Annotated in this window: 1 protein-coding gene; it reads right to left on the bottom strand. The window is 55.9% G+C overall.

Annotation, left to right across the window (positions count from 1 at the left end):
• The coding region (locus JF44_RS0119730) for a hypothetical protein (protein WP_033070574.1) at positions 1 to 18,837 on the bottom strand (18,837 nt) is incomplete at its 3' end.
• Positions 18,838 to 19,049 lie beyond the last annotated feature (212 nt).

The raw sequence follows: 19,049 nt of genomic DNA, 5'->3' as shown, positions 1-19,049 counted from the left end.
CATGACGCTGTCATCGCCTGCACCACCATCAACGATATCAGAACCGGCACCGGCATCGATCACGTCGCTGCCGTCACCGCCATTGACCGTGTCATCACCAAGACCACCATCAAGGGTGTCGTCACCCGCACCACCTTCAAGCAGGTCGTTGCCGTCCTTGCCCGACAGGATATCGTTGCCCAGACCACCGGTCAGGGTGTTGTTGTCATCCGAACCACTGAGTATGTCATCGCCATCCGATCCAATCAGGTTCTCGATGCTTGAAAGCTGATCGGTTTCCAGTGCGCCAACGTCTGCCGTTCCGGTCGCAAGGTCTGCGTCAACCGCCTCTGCGGCATCGCTGTAATCAGCGGTATCATTACCTTCGCCACCGACAAGCGTATCGTTGCCTGCCCCACCCGACAGGGTGTCATCACCGGCACCACCGTCAAGAACGTTGGCCTTGCTGTCACCTGTGAGGGTGTCGTCATGGTCGGAACCGGTAACGTTTTCGACATGATAGATCGCGTCATTGCCCGCACCACCGGTCGCGGTGTAATTCGCCAGATCAACATCAACCGCACCGTCTGCATCGTCATACATGACGGTGTCTTCGTCAGTACCGCCAACCATGGTGTCATCACCGGCACCGCCGCGCAGAATATCTTCGCCCGTGCCGCCCAGCAGCGTGTCATTGCCAACACCGCCCTGAACCAGGTCGTCGCCATAACCGCCGTCAACGACGTCGTCACCGGCACCACCATGGAGATTGTCGTCACCAAGTTCGCCATTGATCGTGTCGTCGCCTTCGTTACCCCACAGGGTATCGGAACCCGAACCACCATTGATCGTGACATCGCCATACGACAGGGTGTCACTGGTCAGATCGACAACGTCGTCACCGTCACCGGCATTGATAACCTCGACATCATCAAGGCGTGCGCCATCGGTCGTGGTTTCATCAACGATGGTGTCAAAGCTGATGGAACGGACAAAGAAGTCACTGCTGTCAGAGCCCGTGGAACCGTCGGCATATGGTTCGCTTTCAAAGGCGATATAGCGGAATTCGACCGCGCTTCCGCCGCCGTCTGTCACATTGATGGTTGCCGTGCCTACACCGTTGCTGGTGTAGTCGATCGTGCTGTCATCAAGGGTTCCGGTCGCAACAAGGTTGCCATCGGCATCAAAGGCCTGCCAGGAACCAACTTCGCCGCCGTTTTCGCCCGCCATCAGGTTGGAAACCTGCACGGTGGCGGTGGTGGCATCTGCACCAAGATCGACAACAATCGCTTCGCTGTCACCGGTCTGGGCATCATGGTTGATCTGACTGCCGACCGGGCTGCCGCCATTATTGCCGATACCGTTTCCGTTGTAGCTTACGCTGTCATCGGCTGCGGCAAGGTTGAGATTGCCATTTTCGTCGGTGAACGATGTGCCAAAATCAAACGCATACAGGTTGGCATCCGACCACGCGGCCGCAACATCGGCGGAGCTTGCCGACTCTGTCAGGCCAAACGTGCGAGTTTCGGTTGTCGGCGTGGTGGTTTCACCATCACCAAGTTTCGAACCGTCAAGGATCAGCGCATCGCTGCCATCGGTCATATCAAGGGTGTCATCACCGGCACCGCCAGCAAAGGTATCATCGGAGATGTTCTTGCCGCTGATATCGGCGACATCACCAGTGCCATCAACACCCGGGCTGCCGGTATGTTCGGTCGTATCACCGCTTTGCGATGTGCCGTCAGCCTCGAAGTTCAGAACATCGTCGCCTGCACCACCGTCAAGGGTGTCATCACCGGCACCGCCGATGAGTTCGTCATTATCGTCGCCACCGCTGATGGCATCATTGCCGTCACCACCAACAAGCGTGTCATCGCCCGCACCGCCATTGATGCTGTCATTCCCGGTGCCACCATCAATGGTGTCTGCGCCGTCATTGCCCAAAAGCGTATCGTCACCTGCGCCACCGGCAACGGTATCGTCACCGGCAAGGGCATCAATGGTGTCGTCTTCGTCCGTGCCTTCAAGGTTGTCATCATATGGCGTTGCGCCATCGGTGATGTTGTTGAAGTCATCTGCACTCAGATCACTCAGTCCCACGCCAATCAGGGTAACCGTGCCACCCGCAGGCAGGCTGAGCACGGCATTGCCGTCGCCGTTCTCGCTCAGAAGCGGCAGAAGATCGCTCCAGCTTTCAAGGCCAAGGTCATCAATCGAAATCTTGTCTTCGCCAACGGTAAAGTCGCTGACCACGTCATCATCGATACCATCGGCAAAGACGAAGGTATCTGCGCCTGAACCACCGGCAAGCGTGTCATCGCCCGCACCACCATCGATGGTGTCGTCGCCTGCACCGCCATCAATGACGTTATCGGCATTCGAACCGGTGACTTGATCATCCCCGGCACCCATGGTGACATTTTCAAAATTCGAAATCTGGTCATTGCCGGTTTCGGACGAGGTCGCCGTGCCCGCGGCCAAATCAACTTCTGCATCGCTTGATGCATTGGTCATATCAAGGGTGTCAGTACCGTCGCCGCCATCCAGGCTGTCGTTGCCCGAACCGGCAATCACGGTGTCATCACCGGCACCGGCCATGGCAAGATCACTGCCTGCACCGTCAGAGATAACGTCGTTACCGGCCCCACCGTCAATCAGATCAATGCCATCGCCGCCATCAATGGTATCGGCACCCGCGCCGGTCGAAATGGTGTCATTGGCCGTGCTGCCGGTAATCGTATCGTCACCCGATCCGGTGACCAGATTTTCAAAGCCGCTAACGATATCTGATCCGGTTTCGCTGCTGTTTGCCGTGCCATCCTGCAGGTCAACAGCGATGTCGGCCTCTGCATCCGACATATCAAGCGTGTCAAAGCCTGCACCACCCGAAAGCGTATCGTTGCCCGCATCGCCAACAACGGTATCGTTGCCATCACCGGCATCAACAATGTCGTTGCCTGCGCCGCCGTTGATATGGTCATTGCCATCACCGGCGCTGATGCTGTCATTGCCTTCGTTGGTCCAGACCGTGTCATCACCCGCACCGGCATCAACCGATACATCGCCATAGGAATGAACCTGGCTGGTCAGATCGACAACGTCATCGCCGTCACCGGTATTGATGACTTCAACATCTGAGATCGACGGATTGGCTGCACCATTTTCGTGATCGCCATCAAGAATGATTGCATCGCCACCACTGGTACCAACCAGCGTATCGGTGCCTGCACCGCCATCGTAGATGTCATCGGATGTACCAAGACCTTCAAGGTCTGCAACATCGCCTGTGCCATCGACACCCGGGCTGCCGACATGATCGGTGCTATCGCCTGCCTGACCGGTACCATCTGCACCAAATTCAAGGACGTCGTCGCCGTCACCGCCATCAAGTGTATCGGTCCCGTCACCGCCCGAAAGCGTGTCGTTGCCATCACCACCATCAACAGTGTCATTCCCGTCGCCGCCGCCAAGCGTATCATTTCCACCGCCGCCCGACATGGTGTCATCGCCGCCACCGCCATCAACGGTATCGTCGCCACCACTGCCATCAAGGCTGTCATTGCCGTCGGTCGGGACGTTATCAATGCCTTCGAAATCACCCGGGCCAAGATCGTCCACGGAGACACCGGCAAGCGTTACGGTCCCACCGGACGGCAGGGTAATGATCGCACCATCCGGACCATCAGACAGCATATCCTGCAGATCGGTCCAGCTTGTCACGCCGCTGTCTGGCAGGGCGATCTTGTCGGAGCCGACGGTGAAATCACTCACCAGATCGGCATCCGCGCCATCATCAAAGGTAAAGGTATCCGTGCCAGAACCACCGCTTAGCGTATCGTTGCCAAGACCGGCATTGATCTGATCAGCACCATCACCACCAGCAACGGTATCATTGCCCGAACCACCCAGCAGCGTGTCATTGCCTGCACCGCCATCAAGGGTATCGTCACCTGCACCGCCATCGACGGTGTCATCACCATCACCCGAGGAAATCGCGTTGCCATCATCAGAACCGGTGATGACGTCATCGCCATCCGATCCAATGACATTTTCAAAGCCGGAAATCGCATCACTGCCGGTTTCGTTTGAGGACGCCGTACCAGCTGCCAGATCAACAACCGCGCCAGCGGCACCGTCCATATCAAGGGTATCGGTACCATCGCCACCGGCAAGGGTATCGTCACCAGCACCGGCCAGAACGGTGTCATCACCATCACCTGCCGAAACCGTGTCATCGCCCGCTGCGCCATCAAGGGTATCATTCCCGGCACCGCCATCGATCTCGTTGACGTCAGCCGAACCGGTGATGATGTCATCCCCTGCCGAACCGGTGACGTTTTCGATGTTTGAAACGCTATCGGAACCGAAGGCATCAGACTGCGCTGTGCCGGCACCCAGATCAACATTCACACCGTCGGCATCAGACAGGTCCAGAAGATCGGTACCATCACCCCCATCAAGCGTGTCGTTGCCAAGGCTGCCTTCAAGGGTATCGTTGCCCGCGCCGGCATTTACAACATCGTTGCCCGCGCCATCATGGATGGCGTCATCACCATCACCGGCATTGATTTCGTCATTCCCCGCACTGGTCCAGACGGTGTCATTGCCAGAACCGGCATCCACCGTCACATCGCCATACCCGTCCGTCGCGCTGGTCAGATCAACAACATCATCGCCATCGCCGGTATCGATCACTTCGACATCGGAAATCGACGGGGTGTTGGAAGCATCTTCATGATCATTATCAAGGATGATCGCATCATCGCCCGACGTGCCGACAAGGGTATCAACACCCGAACCGCCATCGAACTGATCATCGCTCAGACCAAGACCTTCAAGGTCGGCAACATCGCCGGTGCCATCAACACCCGGGCTGCCTGCGTGGTCGGTTTCATCCCCGGCCTGACCGGTGCGATCTGCTTCGAACTGCAGAACGTCGTCGCCGTCACCCCCATCAAGGGTGTCGGTCCCGTCACCACCGCTAAGCGTGTCGTTGCCGCCACCGCCGCCGACCGTGTCATCACCATCGCCACCGCCAACGGAATCATTCCCATCACCGCCATCAATGGAATCATTGCCGTCGCCGCCATCGACGGTATCGTCGCCGCTGCCGCCATCAAGGCTGTCGTCACCGCCGCCGCCGTCGACAGTGTCATCACCATCGCCACCATCGACAGAATCATCACCATCACCGCCGCCAAGGCTGTCTTCACCTGGCGTACCGACATTGGCGATACCTTCGAAATGATCCGGGGTCAGGTCATCAACCGCAATCCCCGAAAGGGTCACTGTGCCACCAGACGGCAGGGAAATCACCGCACCATCCGGCCCATCAGACAGAAGTGGCAGCAAATCGGTCCAGGCCGCAACACCCAGATCCGGCAAGGAAATCACATCGGCATTCAGCGCAAAGTCGCTGACCAGATCGTCATCCGTACCATCTTCAAAGACGAAGGTATCTGCACCCGCACCGCCCGAAAGCGTATCGTTGCCATCACCTGCCGCAAGGGTATCATCCCCCTCGCCACCGGAAATCACATCATCCCCGGCACCACCATCGATGGTGTCGTTACCATCACCACCATCAATGACATTGGCGTCATCCGATCCGGTAATGATGTCCGCATCATCGGACCCTGTGACATTTTCAAAGTTGGCAATCGTATCATCGCCGGTATTGGCGCCACTTGCGCTGCCTGCCGCAAGATCGACCGTCACGCCACCCGTGGTGCCCGACAGATCAAGGGTATCAACACCCGCGCCACCATCGAGATCATCATTGCCGCCATCAAGGGTAACGCTATCGTTCCCCGCACCGGCATCAATGATGTTGTCGTCCGCCGATCCGGTGATGTCATCATCACCATCGGTCGCAATCACATTTTCAAATCCGGCGATGGCATCCACACCGGTGGCATCACTGCTTGCCGTACCTGCGGCCAGATCAATGGTCGCACCATCTGCATCGGAAAGATCCAGCGTATCGTCGCCGTCACCACCGGTCAGAACATCGTTGCCTGCACCGGCTGCGATGGTGTCATTGCCCGCACCACCATCAATCGTGTCAGCGCCCAGGCCGCCATCAATGATGTCGTCATCTGCACCACCGTCAATGACATCTGCACCGACGCCGCCATGGATATTATCGGCACCCGCGCCACCGGCAATTACGTCATCGCCGTCATTCGACCAGATGGTGTCATCCCCGGCACCGCCATCAATGGTGACATCGCCATAGGAATGAACATCACTGGTCAGATCGACAACGTCATTACCATCACCGGCATCAATGTTTTCGATATCAACGATGGATGGGTTGGCCGCACCATTTTCATGGTCCTGATCAAGGATGATCGCATCATCGCCCGATCCGGCGACAAGGGTGTCATTGCCATCCCCGCCAACGAAGCTGTCATCCGAGATGTTCTTGCCGGAAATATCGGCAACATCGCCGGTGCCATCCGTGGTCGGGCTGCCAACATGATCGGTGGTATCACCGTCTGCGGCAATGTCGTCACCTGCGAACGACAGGACGTCATCCCCGGCACCACCATCGACAAGGTCCGCACCTTCGCCGCCTGCAAGGGTGTCATTGCCATCCCCGCCGGTAAGCGTATCGTTGCCGGCACCGCCCGCAAGGATGTTATTACCGGTCGAACCACTTAGTGTGTCATCCCCGGCACCACCGGTCGCACCTTCGACCCCGTCAAGGGTATCGGTGCCATCAATTGCCGTCCCTGTACCGTTTTCAAGATCGACAACAACGCCGTCGGACTGGTCGGAATAATCAACGATATCGTTGCCCGCACCGCCAACCATTGTGTCGTCACCAGCACCACCCGAAAGCGTGTCATCACCGGACCCGCCATCAATGACATTGGCAGTATCGTCGCCTGCCAGGGTGTCATCATGGCCTGAACCAACCAAGGTTTCAAAACCGTCAATGGTATCAAAGCCCGCACCGCCGGTCGCGGTTCCGCTGCCAAGATCGACATTCACCCCGTCCTGGGCATCCGCATAAGACAGAACGTCTTCGCCTTCGCCGCCGATCAGGGTGTCATCCCCGCCGTTGCCAAAGACCGTATCGCTGCCTTCGCCACCATCAAGGATGTTGGCGTTCTCATCACCGATCAGGACATCATCCCCGTCACCGCCGGTAACGTTTTCGATACTTTCAAGGGTGTCGTTGCCTGCCTCACCCGTCGCCGTACCGGCGCCAAGATCAACCGTAACGCCCTCGTCCGTGTCGGAATAATCAGCCGTATCGCTGCCGTCGCCACCGCGCAGGGTATCGTCGCCGGCACCACCAATCAGGGTGTCATCACCTTCATTGCCATAGATGTCATCATTGCCAGCCTGACCATCAACGATATCGTCGCTTTCAAGGGCATGAATTTCATCACTGATCTGGCTGCCGGTGATGTTGTCTTCGAATTCGGTGCCAAGTATAACCTCATAGCCAAAGAAGTTTCCTGGACCAAGATCGTCGACCGAAACACCTTCAAGGGTGATGCTGTCGCCATCACCAAGCGTAATGACCGCATTGCCGTTTTCGTCATCGGCCATCTGGTCCCGAAGGGCTGCATAATCTTCGATGCCATAGGCCGACAGATCAATCTGGTCATTGGCAACATCAAAGTCGGTGGCGGTATCATGGCCACCACCGGGCTGCAGCACGATCATGTCTTCGCCGTCACCGGTGATGATGACGTCATCGCCCGACCCGCCGTTCAGAACATCGTTACCTGATCCACCATCAAGGGTATTTACCCCGTCGCTACCAACAAGGGTATCGGCATAATCGGTACCGATGACACGTTCGAAGTTCCGAACAATGTCATCGCCGGCCCCGCCGGTCGCATATTCCTTGACCAGATCGACGGTGACACCGGAATCAACGTTGGAATAGTCGATGGTATCGACATCATCTTCGTTCTCGCCACCATCAAGGATGTCGTCGCCCGCATCGCCATAGACCCAGTCGTCACCGATACCGCCATCAACGATATCATCACCTTCGCCGCCACTGATGGTGTCATTGCCTGCTTCACCCAGCAGGATGTCCCCATCGGCACCGCCATCAATGATATCGTCACCGGCACCGCCGCTGACTTCATCGATCCCGGCACCGGCATCAATCACATCGTTGCCAGCACCACTGTTAATGGCATCGCTACCGGCACCCGATGAGATGGTATTGGCATTCGCATCGCCGACAATTTCGTCGTTGTAATCCGAGCCGACGACATTTTCGATACTGCTGAAGGTATCCGATCCCTGACCGCTTGCAGTACTCGCATTCAGATCGACATCAACACGCTGTTCCGCGCTGCTGTAATCAACGGTATCCGAACCCTCGCCACCTTCAAACACGTCATCACCGGCACCACCAGCAAAGGTGTCATCGCCGTCAAGACCCGTGAGGGTGTTATTTTCATCATCACCGATCAGGGTATCGGAATGATCGGTACCGATAAGATTTTCGACACCGTCGATGGTGTCATCACCATCGCCGCCTGCAACCGTGCCATTCTGAAGGTCGGCAACAATACCGGCACTTTCGCCGGAATAATCAGCTGTATCAATGCCTGCGCCACCCGAAAGCACATCCGAGCCCGCATTGCCAACAAGAGTGTCATCACCGGCATCACCCGACAGAGTATCATCTCCATCACCACCGATAAGATGATCTTCACCTTCGCCGCCAGAAAGCGTGTCATCACCACCGCGACCATCGATGATTTCATCGTGATCGCCACCAACCATGACATCGGCATCTTCGGTACCGATGCGGGTATCATATCCGATAAAGTTCTCGGTGCTGACTTCACCCGGCGATACGCCCTGAAGGGTGATGGTTTCACCACCTTCAAAGGTGATGGTCATATTGCCGTTGGCATCGGTGCCAAACATTTCTTCGAGGGCACCGTAACCGGCAATATCAAACGCTGTCAGATCGATGATGTCCGAGGAAACATCAAAATCAGTGACGACATCGTCGCCACCACCCGGATTAAATACAATCCGGTCGGCACCACTGCCAAGGGTCAAGGTGTCATTGCCCGTACCGGCGTCAAATGTGTCATCGCCAGCGCCACCAATAAAGGTGTCATTCTGACTACCGCCGACAAACGTATCGTCAAAATCGGTACCTTCAACGATTTCGATACCATCAAGCGTATCGGTACCGGTTTCAGAACCGCTTACGATGTTATTTGCGGTATCAACACTGATGGCAGAACCGGCATCAGCATAGCTTACGGTATCGGCACCTTCACCACCGATCAGCAGATCGTCACCTTCATCTGCCAACAGGGTATCGTTGCCTGATCCGCCATCAACAGTATCTGCACCTTCACCGCCCGAAAGCGTGTCGTTTCCGGCACCGCCATCGATCACATCATCGCCGCTGCCCGACAAAATGACATCATCGCCACCACCACCACGAACAGTATCCGAGCCTTCACCCGTATCAATCGTGTCGTTGCCAGTACCACCGTCAACGATATCCGAACCTTCGCCGGTATTGATGGTGTCGTTCCCGGCACCACCGTCAACAACGTCGTCACCAAGGCCGGAAACAACCGTATCGTCACCGACACCGGCATCAATGGTATCTGCACCAATGCCAGACTGAATGGTGTCATCCCCGGCACCGCCGTCAATCAGGTCGTCACCGCCACCAGTGGAAACGACATCAACACCATTGCCCGCAAATACAGTGTCATTACCATCGCCGGAATCAATGGTGTCATTGCCATCACCGGTGCTGATCAGGTCCGCACCGTCGGCTGCAATGACGCTGTCATCACCTTCGCCAGTGGAAATCGTGTTATCACCGGTTCCGCCATCGACGACATCATTGCCTTCGCCTGCATCAAGAACGTCGTTACCGGCACCACCATAAAGTGTGTCATCCCCGGCACCACTTTCAATGGTGTTATCTGCTTCATCCCCGGTAATGATGTCGGCAAAACCGGTACCGGTTACATTCTCAAAACCAGACAGGGTGTCGTTGCCATCTGCACCGGTTGCAGTTCCTGCGCCAAGATCAATGGTCTGTGCGCCAGTCGCACCGGAATAATCAACCGTATCAGATCCTTCACCGCCCGAAAGCGTGTCATTCCCGGCACCACCAGAAATCAGATCATTGCCTGAACGGCCATCGATGGTGTCATCACCGGCACCACCGGAAAGCGTATTGTCATCGGCGGAACCGGAAATGCTGTCATTGGCATCCGAACCAACAACATCTTCGATATTACTTATCTGGTCGATGCCATCGGCTTTGTCAGCCGTACCTGTATCCAGATCAACATCAACACCAGTTTCACTATCTGAGTAATTCAGAACATCCTTGCCGGTTCCACCATCAATGATGTCGCTGCCACCACTGACATTTATCGTGTCATCGCCATCTCCGGTCTGGATGGTGTTATCACCATCCGATCCTGTGATCTCATCGTCATATTGGCTGCCAACGACGTTTTCGACATTGAGGACCGTATCACCGGTGGCGGAATCTGTTTGGCCTGTTTCCAGGTTGATCTTAACGCTGCGTTCTGCATCTGCGTAAGTAACGGTATCGATACCGTCACCACCATCGATGAAATCACGCCCCTTGCCACCGTCAAGAAAGTCATCGCCAGCACCACCCAACAGAGTATCTTCGCCGCCACCACCCAACAGCGTGTCGTCACCTTCGCCTGCAGAAACAACATTGTTCCCAAGGCCGCCAGTGATGACGTCGTCGAAGTCCGAACCAATCAGGTTTTCAATGTTCGCCAGATGATCTGCGCCAAGACCGGTAACGATACCGGTCCCCATATCAGCGGTAATGCCGCCCGTTGCATTACTGTAATCAACGGTATCGGTGCCTCCACCGCCAAGCAGGACATCATCACCTTCTGAGGCGATCAGAGTATCATCGCCTGCAAGGCCTTTCAGTGTGTTGTCACCGCTATCGCCCTTGAGAACGTCATCGTGGGTAGAACCTATCGCGTTTTCAATGCTTGAAAGCGTGTCGTCACCGGCACCGCCAAACGCTGTCTGCGCTTCGAGGTCAACCGTAACGCTGCCCTGTGCATTCGCATAACTTGCTGTATCGCTACCCTCGCCACCAGAAAGACTGTCGTCTCCACCAAGCCCTTCGAGGACATCGTCGCCTGCGCCGCCTTCGATCTGGTTGGCGTCATCAGAGCCCGTCAGGTCATCGTTACCGGCACCTGCAATGATGTTTTCAACATTGCGCAATGTGTCATTGCCGCTACTGGTCGCGGTCGTCCCCTGACTCAGATCGACATTGAGTGCATCGGTTTCCTCGGAATAGTCGACGGTATCAACACCATCGCCGCCATCCAGCACGTCATCACCCTGGCCACCTACCAAGGTGTCATCGCCGGCACCAGCAAGGATACTGTCGTCACCTTGCAGCCCATAAATGGTATCATCACCGTCGAGGCCGGAAATGACATCTTCACCGCTCGTACCATAAAGAATGTCATCTCCACTGGTGCCAACTATATCGCGAATACCAATAAAGTTATCCGGGGTGATGTCATCAAGACCAACACCTTCTAGCACCATGGATGTGTCTTCACCGAAATCGATGACAAGGTCACCGTTTTCGTTTTCCGACATCCGTTCATAAAGTTCGCCGTAGGTGCCGATGGACAGGCCCGTAATATCAATCAGGTCACTATCGACAGTGAAGTCAGTAACGGTATCGGCACCATCGTTCGGCCCAACCACAAAGACATCGGCACCTGCACCACCGCTAAGGGTATCATTGCCCGCACCACCGTTAATGGTATCAGCACCCGCCCCTGCATTGATGATATTGTCACCATCATCACCCGCAATCGTATCGCCCTGAGCTGAGCCAATAACATTTTCGACACCACTCAGGCTGTCGGTGCCGGTTTCGTCAGTCGCTGTGCCTTCGGACAAATTAATTGTTACCGCGCCGGAATTCGCATAGTTGACCGTATCAACCCCTGCGCCACCTTCGATGGTGTCGCTACCGGCCCCTCCGACCAAAAGGTCGTCGCCCGCGCCACCATCAAGCACATCATCACCCAACCCACCGGAAAGGGTGTTGTTCGCATCATCACCTATCAGGGTGTCGTCGTGATCCGAGCCGGCAACATTTTCGATATTTGAAAGAGTATCATTTCCTGCCGCACCACTTGCCGTACCTTCGTCGAGATCAACCGTGACCGCACCGCTTGCGGTACTGTAATCAGCTATATCAATACCTTCGCCGCCATCAAGGGTGTCATCCCCAGCACCGCCGGACAATCTGTCATTCCCAGCACCGCCGAGAAGGGCATCGTTACCTGCCCCGCCGGCAATCGTATCTTTACCTTCCTGACCACTCAGCGTATTGGCACCGTCATCACCAATGATCGTGTCACTCTGGTTCGAGCCTGTCACATTTTCGATATCGACCAGCGTATCCTCGCTGCCTGCGCCGCCACGCCCCTCAGCAAGGTTAACGTTGATACTGCCACCGGTACTGTAGTCGACGGTGTCTTCACCCTCACCACCGTCAATCACATCTTCGCCAGCATCACCAACAATCGTATCGTCACCGCTGTTGCCATAGATGGTATCAGCACCGCCTCCGCCGAAAATAGTGTCGTCGCCATCGAGACCGTCAATGATTTCTTCGAAACCGGTACCCTGAAGAACATCGTCGCCTTCAGTTGCACCAAGGGTGTCAATTTCAACAAAGTTATCGACTGATAGATCTTCTGGAGAAACACCAACCAGCTTCATCACGCTGTCATTGACGGTAATCAGCGTGTTGCCATCACCATCAACACTAATCAGTTTTTTGAGCGCTTCGAAGTTCGGGACACCAAAGCTCGAAAGATCAATCTGATCCTCTACCGGGTCAAAGTCAGTGACCTCAACGTTCTCTGACGCATTGGTAAGGACGAAGGTGTCTGAACCTTCGCCACCAGTCACCACATCCTCACCCGCACCGGAGTCAATCGTGTCGTCGCCAGCGCCACCGTCTATGGTGTTGTCTTCAACGGACCCGACCAGATCGTCATCATAGGCGGAACCAATCAGGTTTTCGACGCCTTCGATGCTGTCGTCGCCATCCGCACCAGATGCCGTACCTTCGCTCAGATTGACCGAGACTCCACCGGACGCATCACCATAGCTAACAGTGTCCTCGCCGGAGCCGCCCTTGATGGTATCGTTGCCTTCTCCACCCACGAGGGTGTCATTTCCCGAACCGCCCTCAATGACATCATTACCAGCACCACCATCAATGACGTCATTGCCTGCGTCACCCTGAAGAGTGTTGGCGTTTTCGTCACCGGTAATGGTATCACCCTGCGCAGAGCCGTTCACATTTTCAAAGTTTGAAATCGAATCACTGTCATCGCCTGAATCAGCCTGACCGGTTTCAAGATTGACATTGGTCGCGCTCGAACTGCCCTGATAACTAAGCGTGTCGTTGCCGTCACCACCATCAAGGTCATCGCTGCCCACACCACCATTGATCGTATCCGCACCTTCGCCACCGGCAATTGTATCGGCACCATCACCGCCGGTGATGACATCGTCTCCCGCACCGCCATTTATGGTGTCATTGCCTTCGCCGCCAGAAACAACATCATCGCCTTCTTTGGCGTTGATGACGTCGCTACGCGCCGTGCCTTGCAGCACGTCATTTTCTTCAGTGCCATCAAGCGACCGGATACCTGCAAAGTTTGCATAGGTCAGACTATTTGGATCGACACCTTCAAGGGTGATGACAGCATCACCAATGGCAACCGTCGCGTTGCCTGCCTCGTCTTCACCGATGAAATCTACAACATCAGAAAACAGTTCAAGCCCGTCGACACCCTGAATATCAATAACATTACTGGCCGGGTCGAAGTCGGTAACTATGTCATTGCCACTGTCAGATGCGATCACAAAAGTATTAGCGCCCGTGCCACCGGTTAAGGTGTCATCGCCACCACGGCCATCAATAGTGTCGTTTCCTGCGCCGCCAATAAAGACGTCATCACCACTGCTGCCCAGCATGGTATCAGAACCGGCCGAGCCTTCGATCTCTTCGAATCCCGAAATCGTATCAACGAAGCCGTTGCCCGTAACGGTACCTTCTTCAAGGTCAATAGAAACACCAGACGAACCAACGCTGTCTGTGCCTGAACTGTAGCTGAGAGTATCGCGGCCATCGCCACCAGCAAGGGTATCATTGCCGGTGCTGCCATAAACAGTATCGTTACCTGCACCGGTATGAATCGCGTTATCAGCGGTGCTGCCATACACGACATCATTGCCTGCACCAGTCTCAACATTTTCGATCCCCGACAGGGTATCGTTGCCATCACCACTTGCGGTGCCCTCACCGAGATCGACAGTCACACCACCATCAACGTCAGAGTAGTCAACGGTATCATTTCCCTCACCACCGACTAGAGTGTCATCGCCACCGCCGCCCGAAAACGTATCATCGCCGATTAGACCAACAAGGGTATCATCACCACCGCCGCCCAAAAGCGTGTCATCGCCGCTCAAACCAACAAGGATGTTGTCACCGTCGTCGCCGATAATCAAATCAGCGTCGTCGGAACCGATCACATTTTCAAAGTTTGAAATCGCAGCCGTACCGTTTTCGGTCTCAGCCGTGCCCGTCGCAAGATTTATACTGGTGGTGCCACCTCCAAACTCAATGGTGTCATGTCCGTCACCGCCATCAATGTCGTCGCCGCCAGTTACACCGGTGACGGTGTCATCACCCGCACCAGTCGAGATCGTATTCGCATCAGAATTGCCGATAACCCTATCATTACCTGATCCAGTCAGAACGTTCTCGATACCGGAAATTGTATCGTTGTCACCGGTTTCGGTATCGCGCGACGTGCCGCTCGTCAGGTGAACATCCTGCCCACCGTCGCGCGCACTCAGATCAAGCGTGTCACTGCCTTCACCACCAATAATGGTGTCATTGCCGTCTTCGCCGACAAACAGGTCATCGCCTGCGCCACCATCAAGCGTATCGTTGCCGCCACGGCCAACCAGGGTGTCATTGCCCGCACCACCGCCAAGCACATTGACGCCATCGTCGCCGTAAATTTCATCGTCGAAGTCGGACCCGGTCACATTTTCGATGCGATCAAGGATATCGTCGCCATCGGCCCCCGAAGCGGTCCCGTCGCCAAGATCCACCTGAACGCCGCCATTGGCACCCGAATAATCGACGGTATCAATACCTTCCTGACCACGCAGCGTATCGTTGCCTGTCCCGCCGGAAACCGTATCGTCGCCAGAACCACCCGATACAACATCGTCACCGGCACCACCGCCGATCGTGTCGTCACCGCCATAACCATAAACAGCATCACTGCCGTCGGTACCGGCTTGGGTGTCGTCGTCTTCGGTTTCAAAAATGCGGCCAAAACCACGGAAATCATCCGCACTCAGGCTGTCGCTGCTGACACCTTCAAGGGTCAGTGTCCCCTGATCACCGAAATCAATAACGGTATTGCCGTTACCATCATCAGACATCATGGTCTGAAGGGTTGCAAAGTCCTGAATGCCAATTTTCGAAAGATCAATAATGTCTTCCGATCCGGCAAAATCAGTAATCGTGTCGTTGCCGAAATTCTCGGTCAGTTCAAAGTCATCATCGCCCGCACCACCGGTAAGCGTGTCATCGCCCGCACCACCGGTAAGCGTATCAACACCTGCACCACCGTCGAGAACGTTATTGGCGTCATCGCCGGTGATGTGATCGTCATAATCCGAACCGACGACGTTTTCGACCATCTGAACGACGTCATTGCCCGCACCGCCCGTCGCAGTTTCATTGGCGAGATCGACGGTTACCGAACTTTCGGCATCGCTGTAGCTGACGGTATCGACGCCGCTGCCGCCCAGCATGTGGTCATCGCCCTGCCCCCCACGCAGGAAGTCATCGCCTGACCCGCCTGCCATGACGTCATCGCCGGATCCACCAACCAAAAGGTCATCATCCGCGCCGCCTTGCAGCACGTCATCATCCGCACCGCCATAAAGACTGTCAGAACCTTCGCCACCCTGAAGGATGTCCTGGCCGGTTTCACCGCGCAGCACGTCATTGCCAGCAGCACCCTGCAACAGGTCATCACCAGTATTGCCTTCAAGGGTGTCATCACCGCCATTACCCTGCAGCGTATCGTTGCCTGCGCCACCACCAAAGGTATCAGCCGCATCCGAACCCTGAACAAGGTCATCACTTGCCGTTGGCGTGTTATCATAGGCATTGGAGCCGCCGTCATCGCTTTCCGTGTCGGTAACGTCGGTTTCGCCATCGGTTCCATCGGTGATTTCATCGGTGGCTTCATCAGCGGTTTGGTCGCCGGTGCTCTCGTCACCGGATGTTTCTTCACCCGTCGCGTCTTCGCCAGAAGTCTCTTCACCGGTCGTCTCATCGCCCGCCGGTTCGGCATCAGACGCCCCCCCGCCAGACGTTTCAGTCTCGCCACCTGGCAAACCACCAGCAGCCGGGGTCTGCGTATCATCTCCACCCGACTCTGAACCCGACTCTGAGCTATCCGAACCCTCGCCGGATGTTTCTTCGCCGTCGCCAGATGTCTCATCAGCGCCAGACGTTTCGTCAACCGTGGACTCATCACCAGTCGGCTCGTTGCCACCTGTATCGTCTATCGTGTCTTCGCTGGACCCACCGGCGGCCTCATCGCCGGAATCTGCACCGGATTGCGAACCGGATTCTTCGCCCGTCTCAGCCTCTGCCCCGGAACTTTCACCAGAACCCTCACCGGAAACTGTCCCCGCGTCCCCGCCGGTTTCCGCGCCAGCCTGCGCCCCCGAGGTGGTGTTATCTTCACCACCATCGCCGGTCGAACCACCGCTTTCTTCACCGCTGGCTTCTTCGCCTGTGGCTTCCCCGGTGTTGGTTTCATTTACCGGGTCGCTTGCGCCACCACCCTGCGCGTCGGTCGCGCCATCATCAGCACCTTCCGAACCGCTTTGATCGCCAGTGGTTTCCGTTCCTTTTTCATCCGAACCAACAGTGTCATCGCCGCTTGAGCCTGACGTGCTGTCCGTATTGTCTTCGCCTGCAGCTTGGTTGCTGCCGCTGTCCGAACCACCATCGGATCCAGAACCGGCTTCAGCTTCACCAGATCCAGTCGTGCCCGAGCCATCACCTGACCCTGAACCACTGTCCGATCCGGTTTCGGCCTCGCCTTCTGTCTCGCTGCCTGACGTGCCGTTCGTTTCAAGCGGATCATCACCACCAGCATCCGACGTATTGTCAGAACCACTGTCGCCAGAAACACTGCCGTCTGTATCGGAAGAATCGGTGGCTTCACTACCTGAGTCACCACCGGAATCATTTGGGTTATCTGAACCGGCATCCGTTCCAGTTCCCGAACCCGTTTCGCTGCTGCTGTCGGTGCCGGTTTCTTCGTCTGAACCAGAACCGGTTTCGCTGCCGGATTCTCCCCCGTTTTCTGAACCACCGGAAGAGGCCTCGCCCGAGGATGTATCTTCCTGCGTTTCAGAACCGTCTGATGAACCGCTATCCGTGCCGGACCCGGTTTCACCATTATTGGAATTGTCTGTGGTTTCGGCGTCACCTGTGCCGGTTTCGCCACTTTCGCCAGTACCGCTCTCGCCGCTGTCAGCCGTATCGCCACCGCCTGTTGCGCCAGAATCGGTCGATCCGTTTTCTGACGAACTTTCGCTGGTAGAGTCGCCTGAACCGGTCTCGCCTGAATCGGTTGCGCCGCTGTCAGTATTGTCGGTGCTGTCAGTATTATCAGCGCTGCTCTCGGAACTGGTGTCGTCTTCGGTGATTGCCTGACCGGCACCACTATCAAGGTCAACCTGAACGCCTTGTTCGGCCTCGCTGTAATCGATCGTGTTTTGGCCTGAACCGCCTTCGAACACGTCCGAACCAGAACTGACACCAAAGGTATCGTCGCCTGCATCACCCGTCAGGGTGTTGTTGCCGGCATCACCGCGCAGCACATCATCACCCGACGTGCCCTGAACGTTTTCAATGTTGCTGAATGTAACCCGGCCAGAACCAAGATCATCGGTCGCAACGCCTTCGCCGATGTCAACGCGCACGCCATCAGCCGCACCCTCAAGCGACAAAGTGTCTTCACCATCACCGCCATCGACGCTGTCAGACCCGCCGCGCGTGGAAATGGTGTCATCACCGCTTGAGCCGGTGATTGTATCGTCGCCTTCGGAACCTTCGATGACCTCGCCATTTTCGTCGGTCGCGCCACCGTCGGAAGAGGTATTGGAGGCAACCGTCACCGCATCAATCTGCGGCGCATCCACCAGCGTTGCATTGGCAAGCTCTGCCTTGGTAACACCCTGGAACACCACAACATCGCCGGTGTCAAAGGTCACCACAACATTGCCTGCACCATCATCGGTTGCCAGCAAAAGCATTTCATTGACACTGTCGACACCAAGGTCGGTCAGCGCCAGTTTGTCTTCATCTACATTGAAATCAGTAATGGTGGTTTTTTCAAAACCACTTTCCAGCACAAAGGTATCGCGCCCTTCGCCACCGGTAACAACATCCTCACCCTCGCCCGATTCGAGAATGTCGTCACCTTCGCCACCAATCAGGGTATTGTCACCACCATCGCCCACCAGAACATCGTCATAGGCCGTGCCAATGACGTTCTGAATGTTGGTAAACACCTGATTTGCTGAAGAAGGAGAATTACCGCCGCCCGAAGAATTGGCCCCGGAATCACTTTCGCCCGCAGCAGAACCGTTTTCTGCGCGGTCATCCAATACTTGATCAATATCGGTGTCGGAAATACCAACACCGTCGTTTTGGTCGGCGGGCGAGGCCAAGACGCATACTCCCTACTTGGGAATTATTTTTACCAGTACCGCAACGCATCATGCGCCACAGAATCGATTTATACCGTAGTATAGATTAGAAATCCGCGATTCAGCAACAGCTAATAGCTCACGTTAAAGCGAGCGTCGCACTTTTTTCATGTTTCACGGTGAGTTGGAAGGAAAAAGCCCGCAACATCAGAATCCGTCAGGTTGTATAGATT

Origin of the sequence: Thalassospira australica (assembly GCF_000763295.1) — a bacterium.
Classification (GTDB): Bacteria; Pseudomonadota; Alphaproteobacteria; order Rhodospirillales; family Thalassospiraceae; genus Thalassospira; species Thalassospira australica.
Note: the sequence above shows the minus strand (reverse complement) of the source record. Positions and strands in the feature narration are given on the sequence as shown.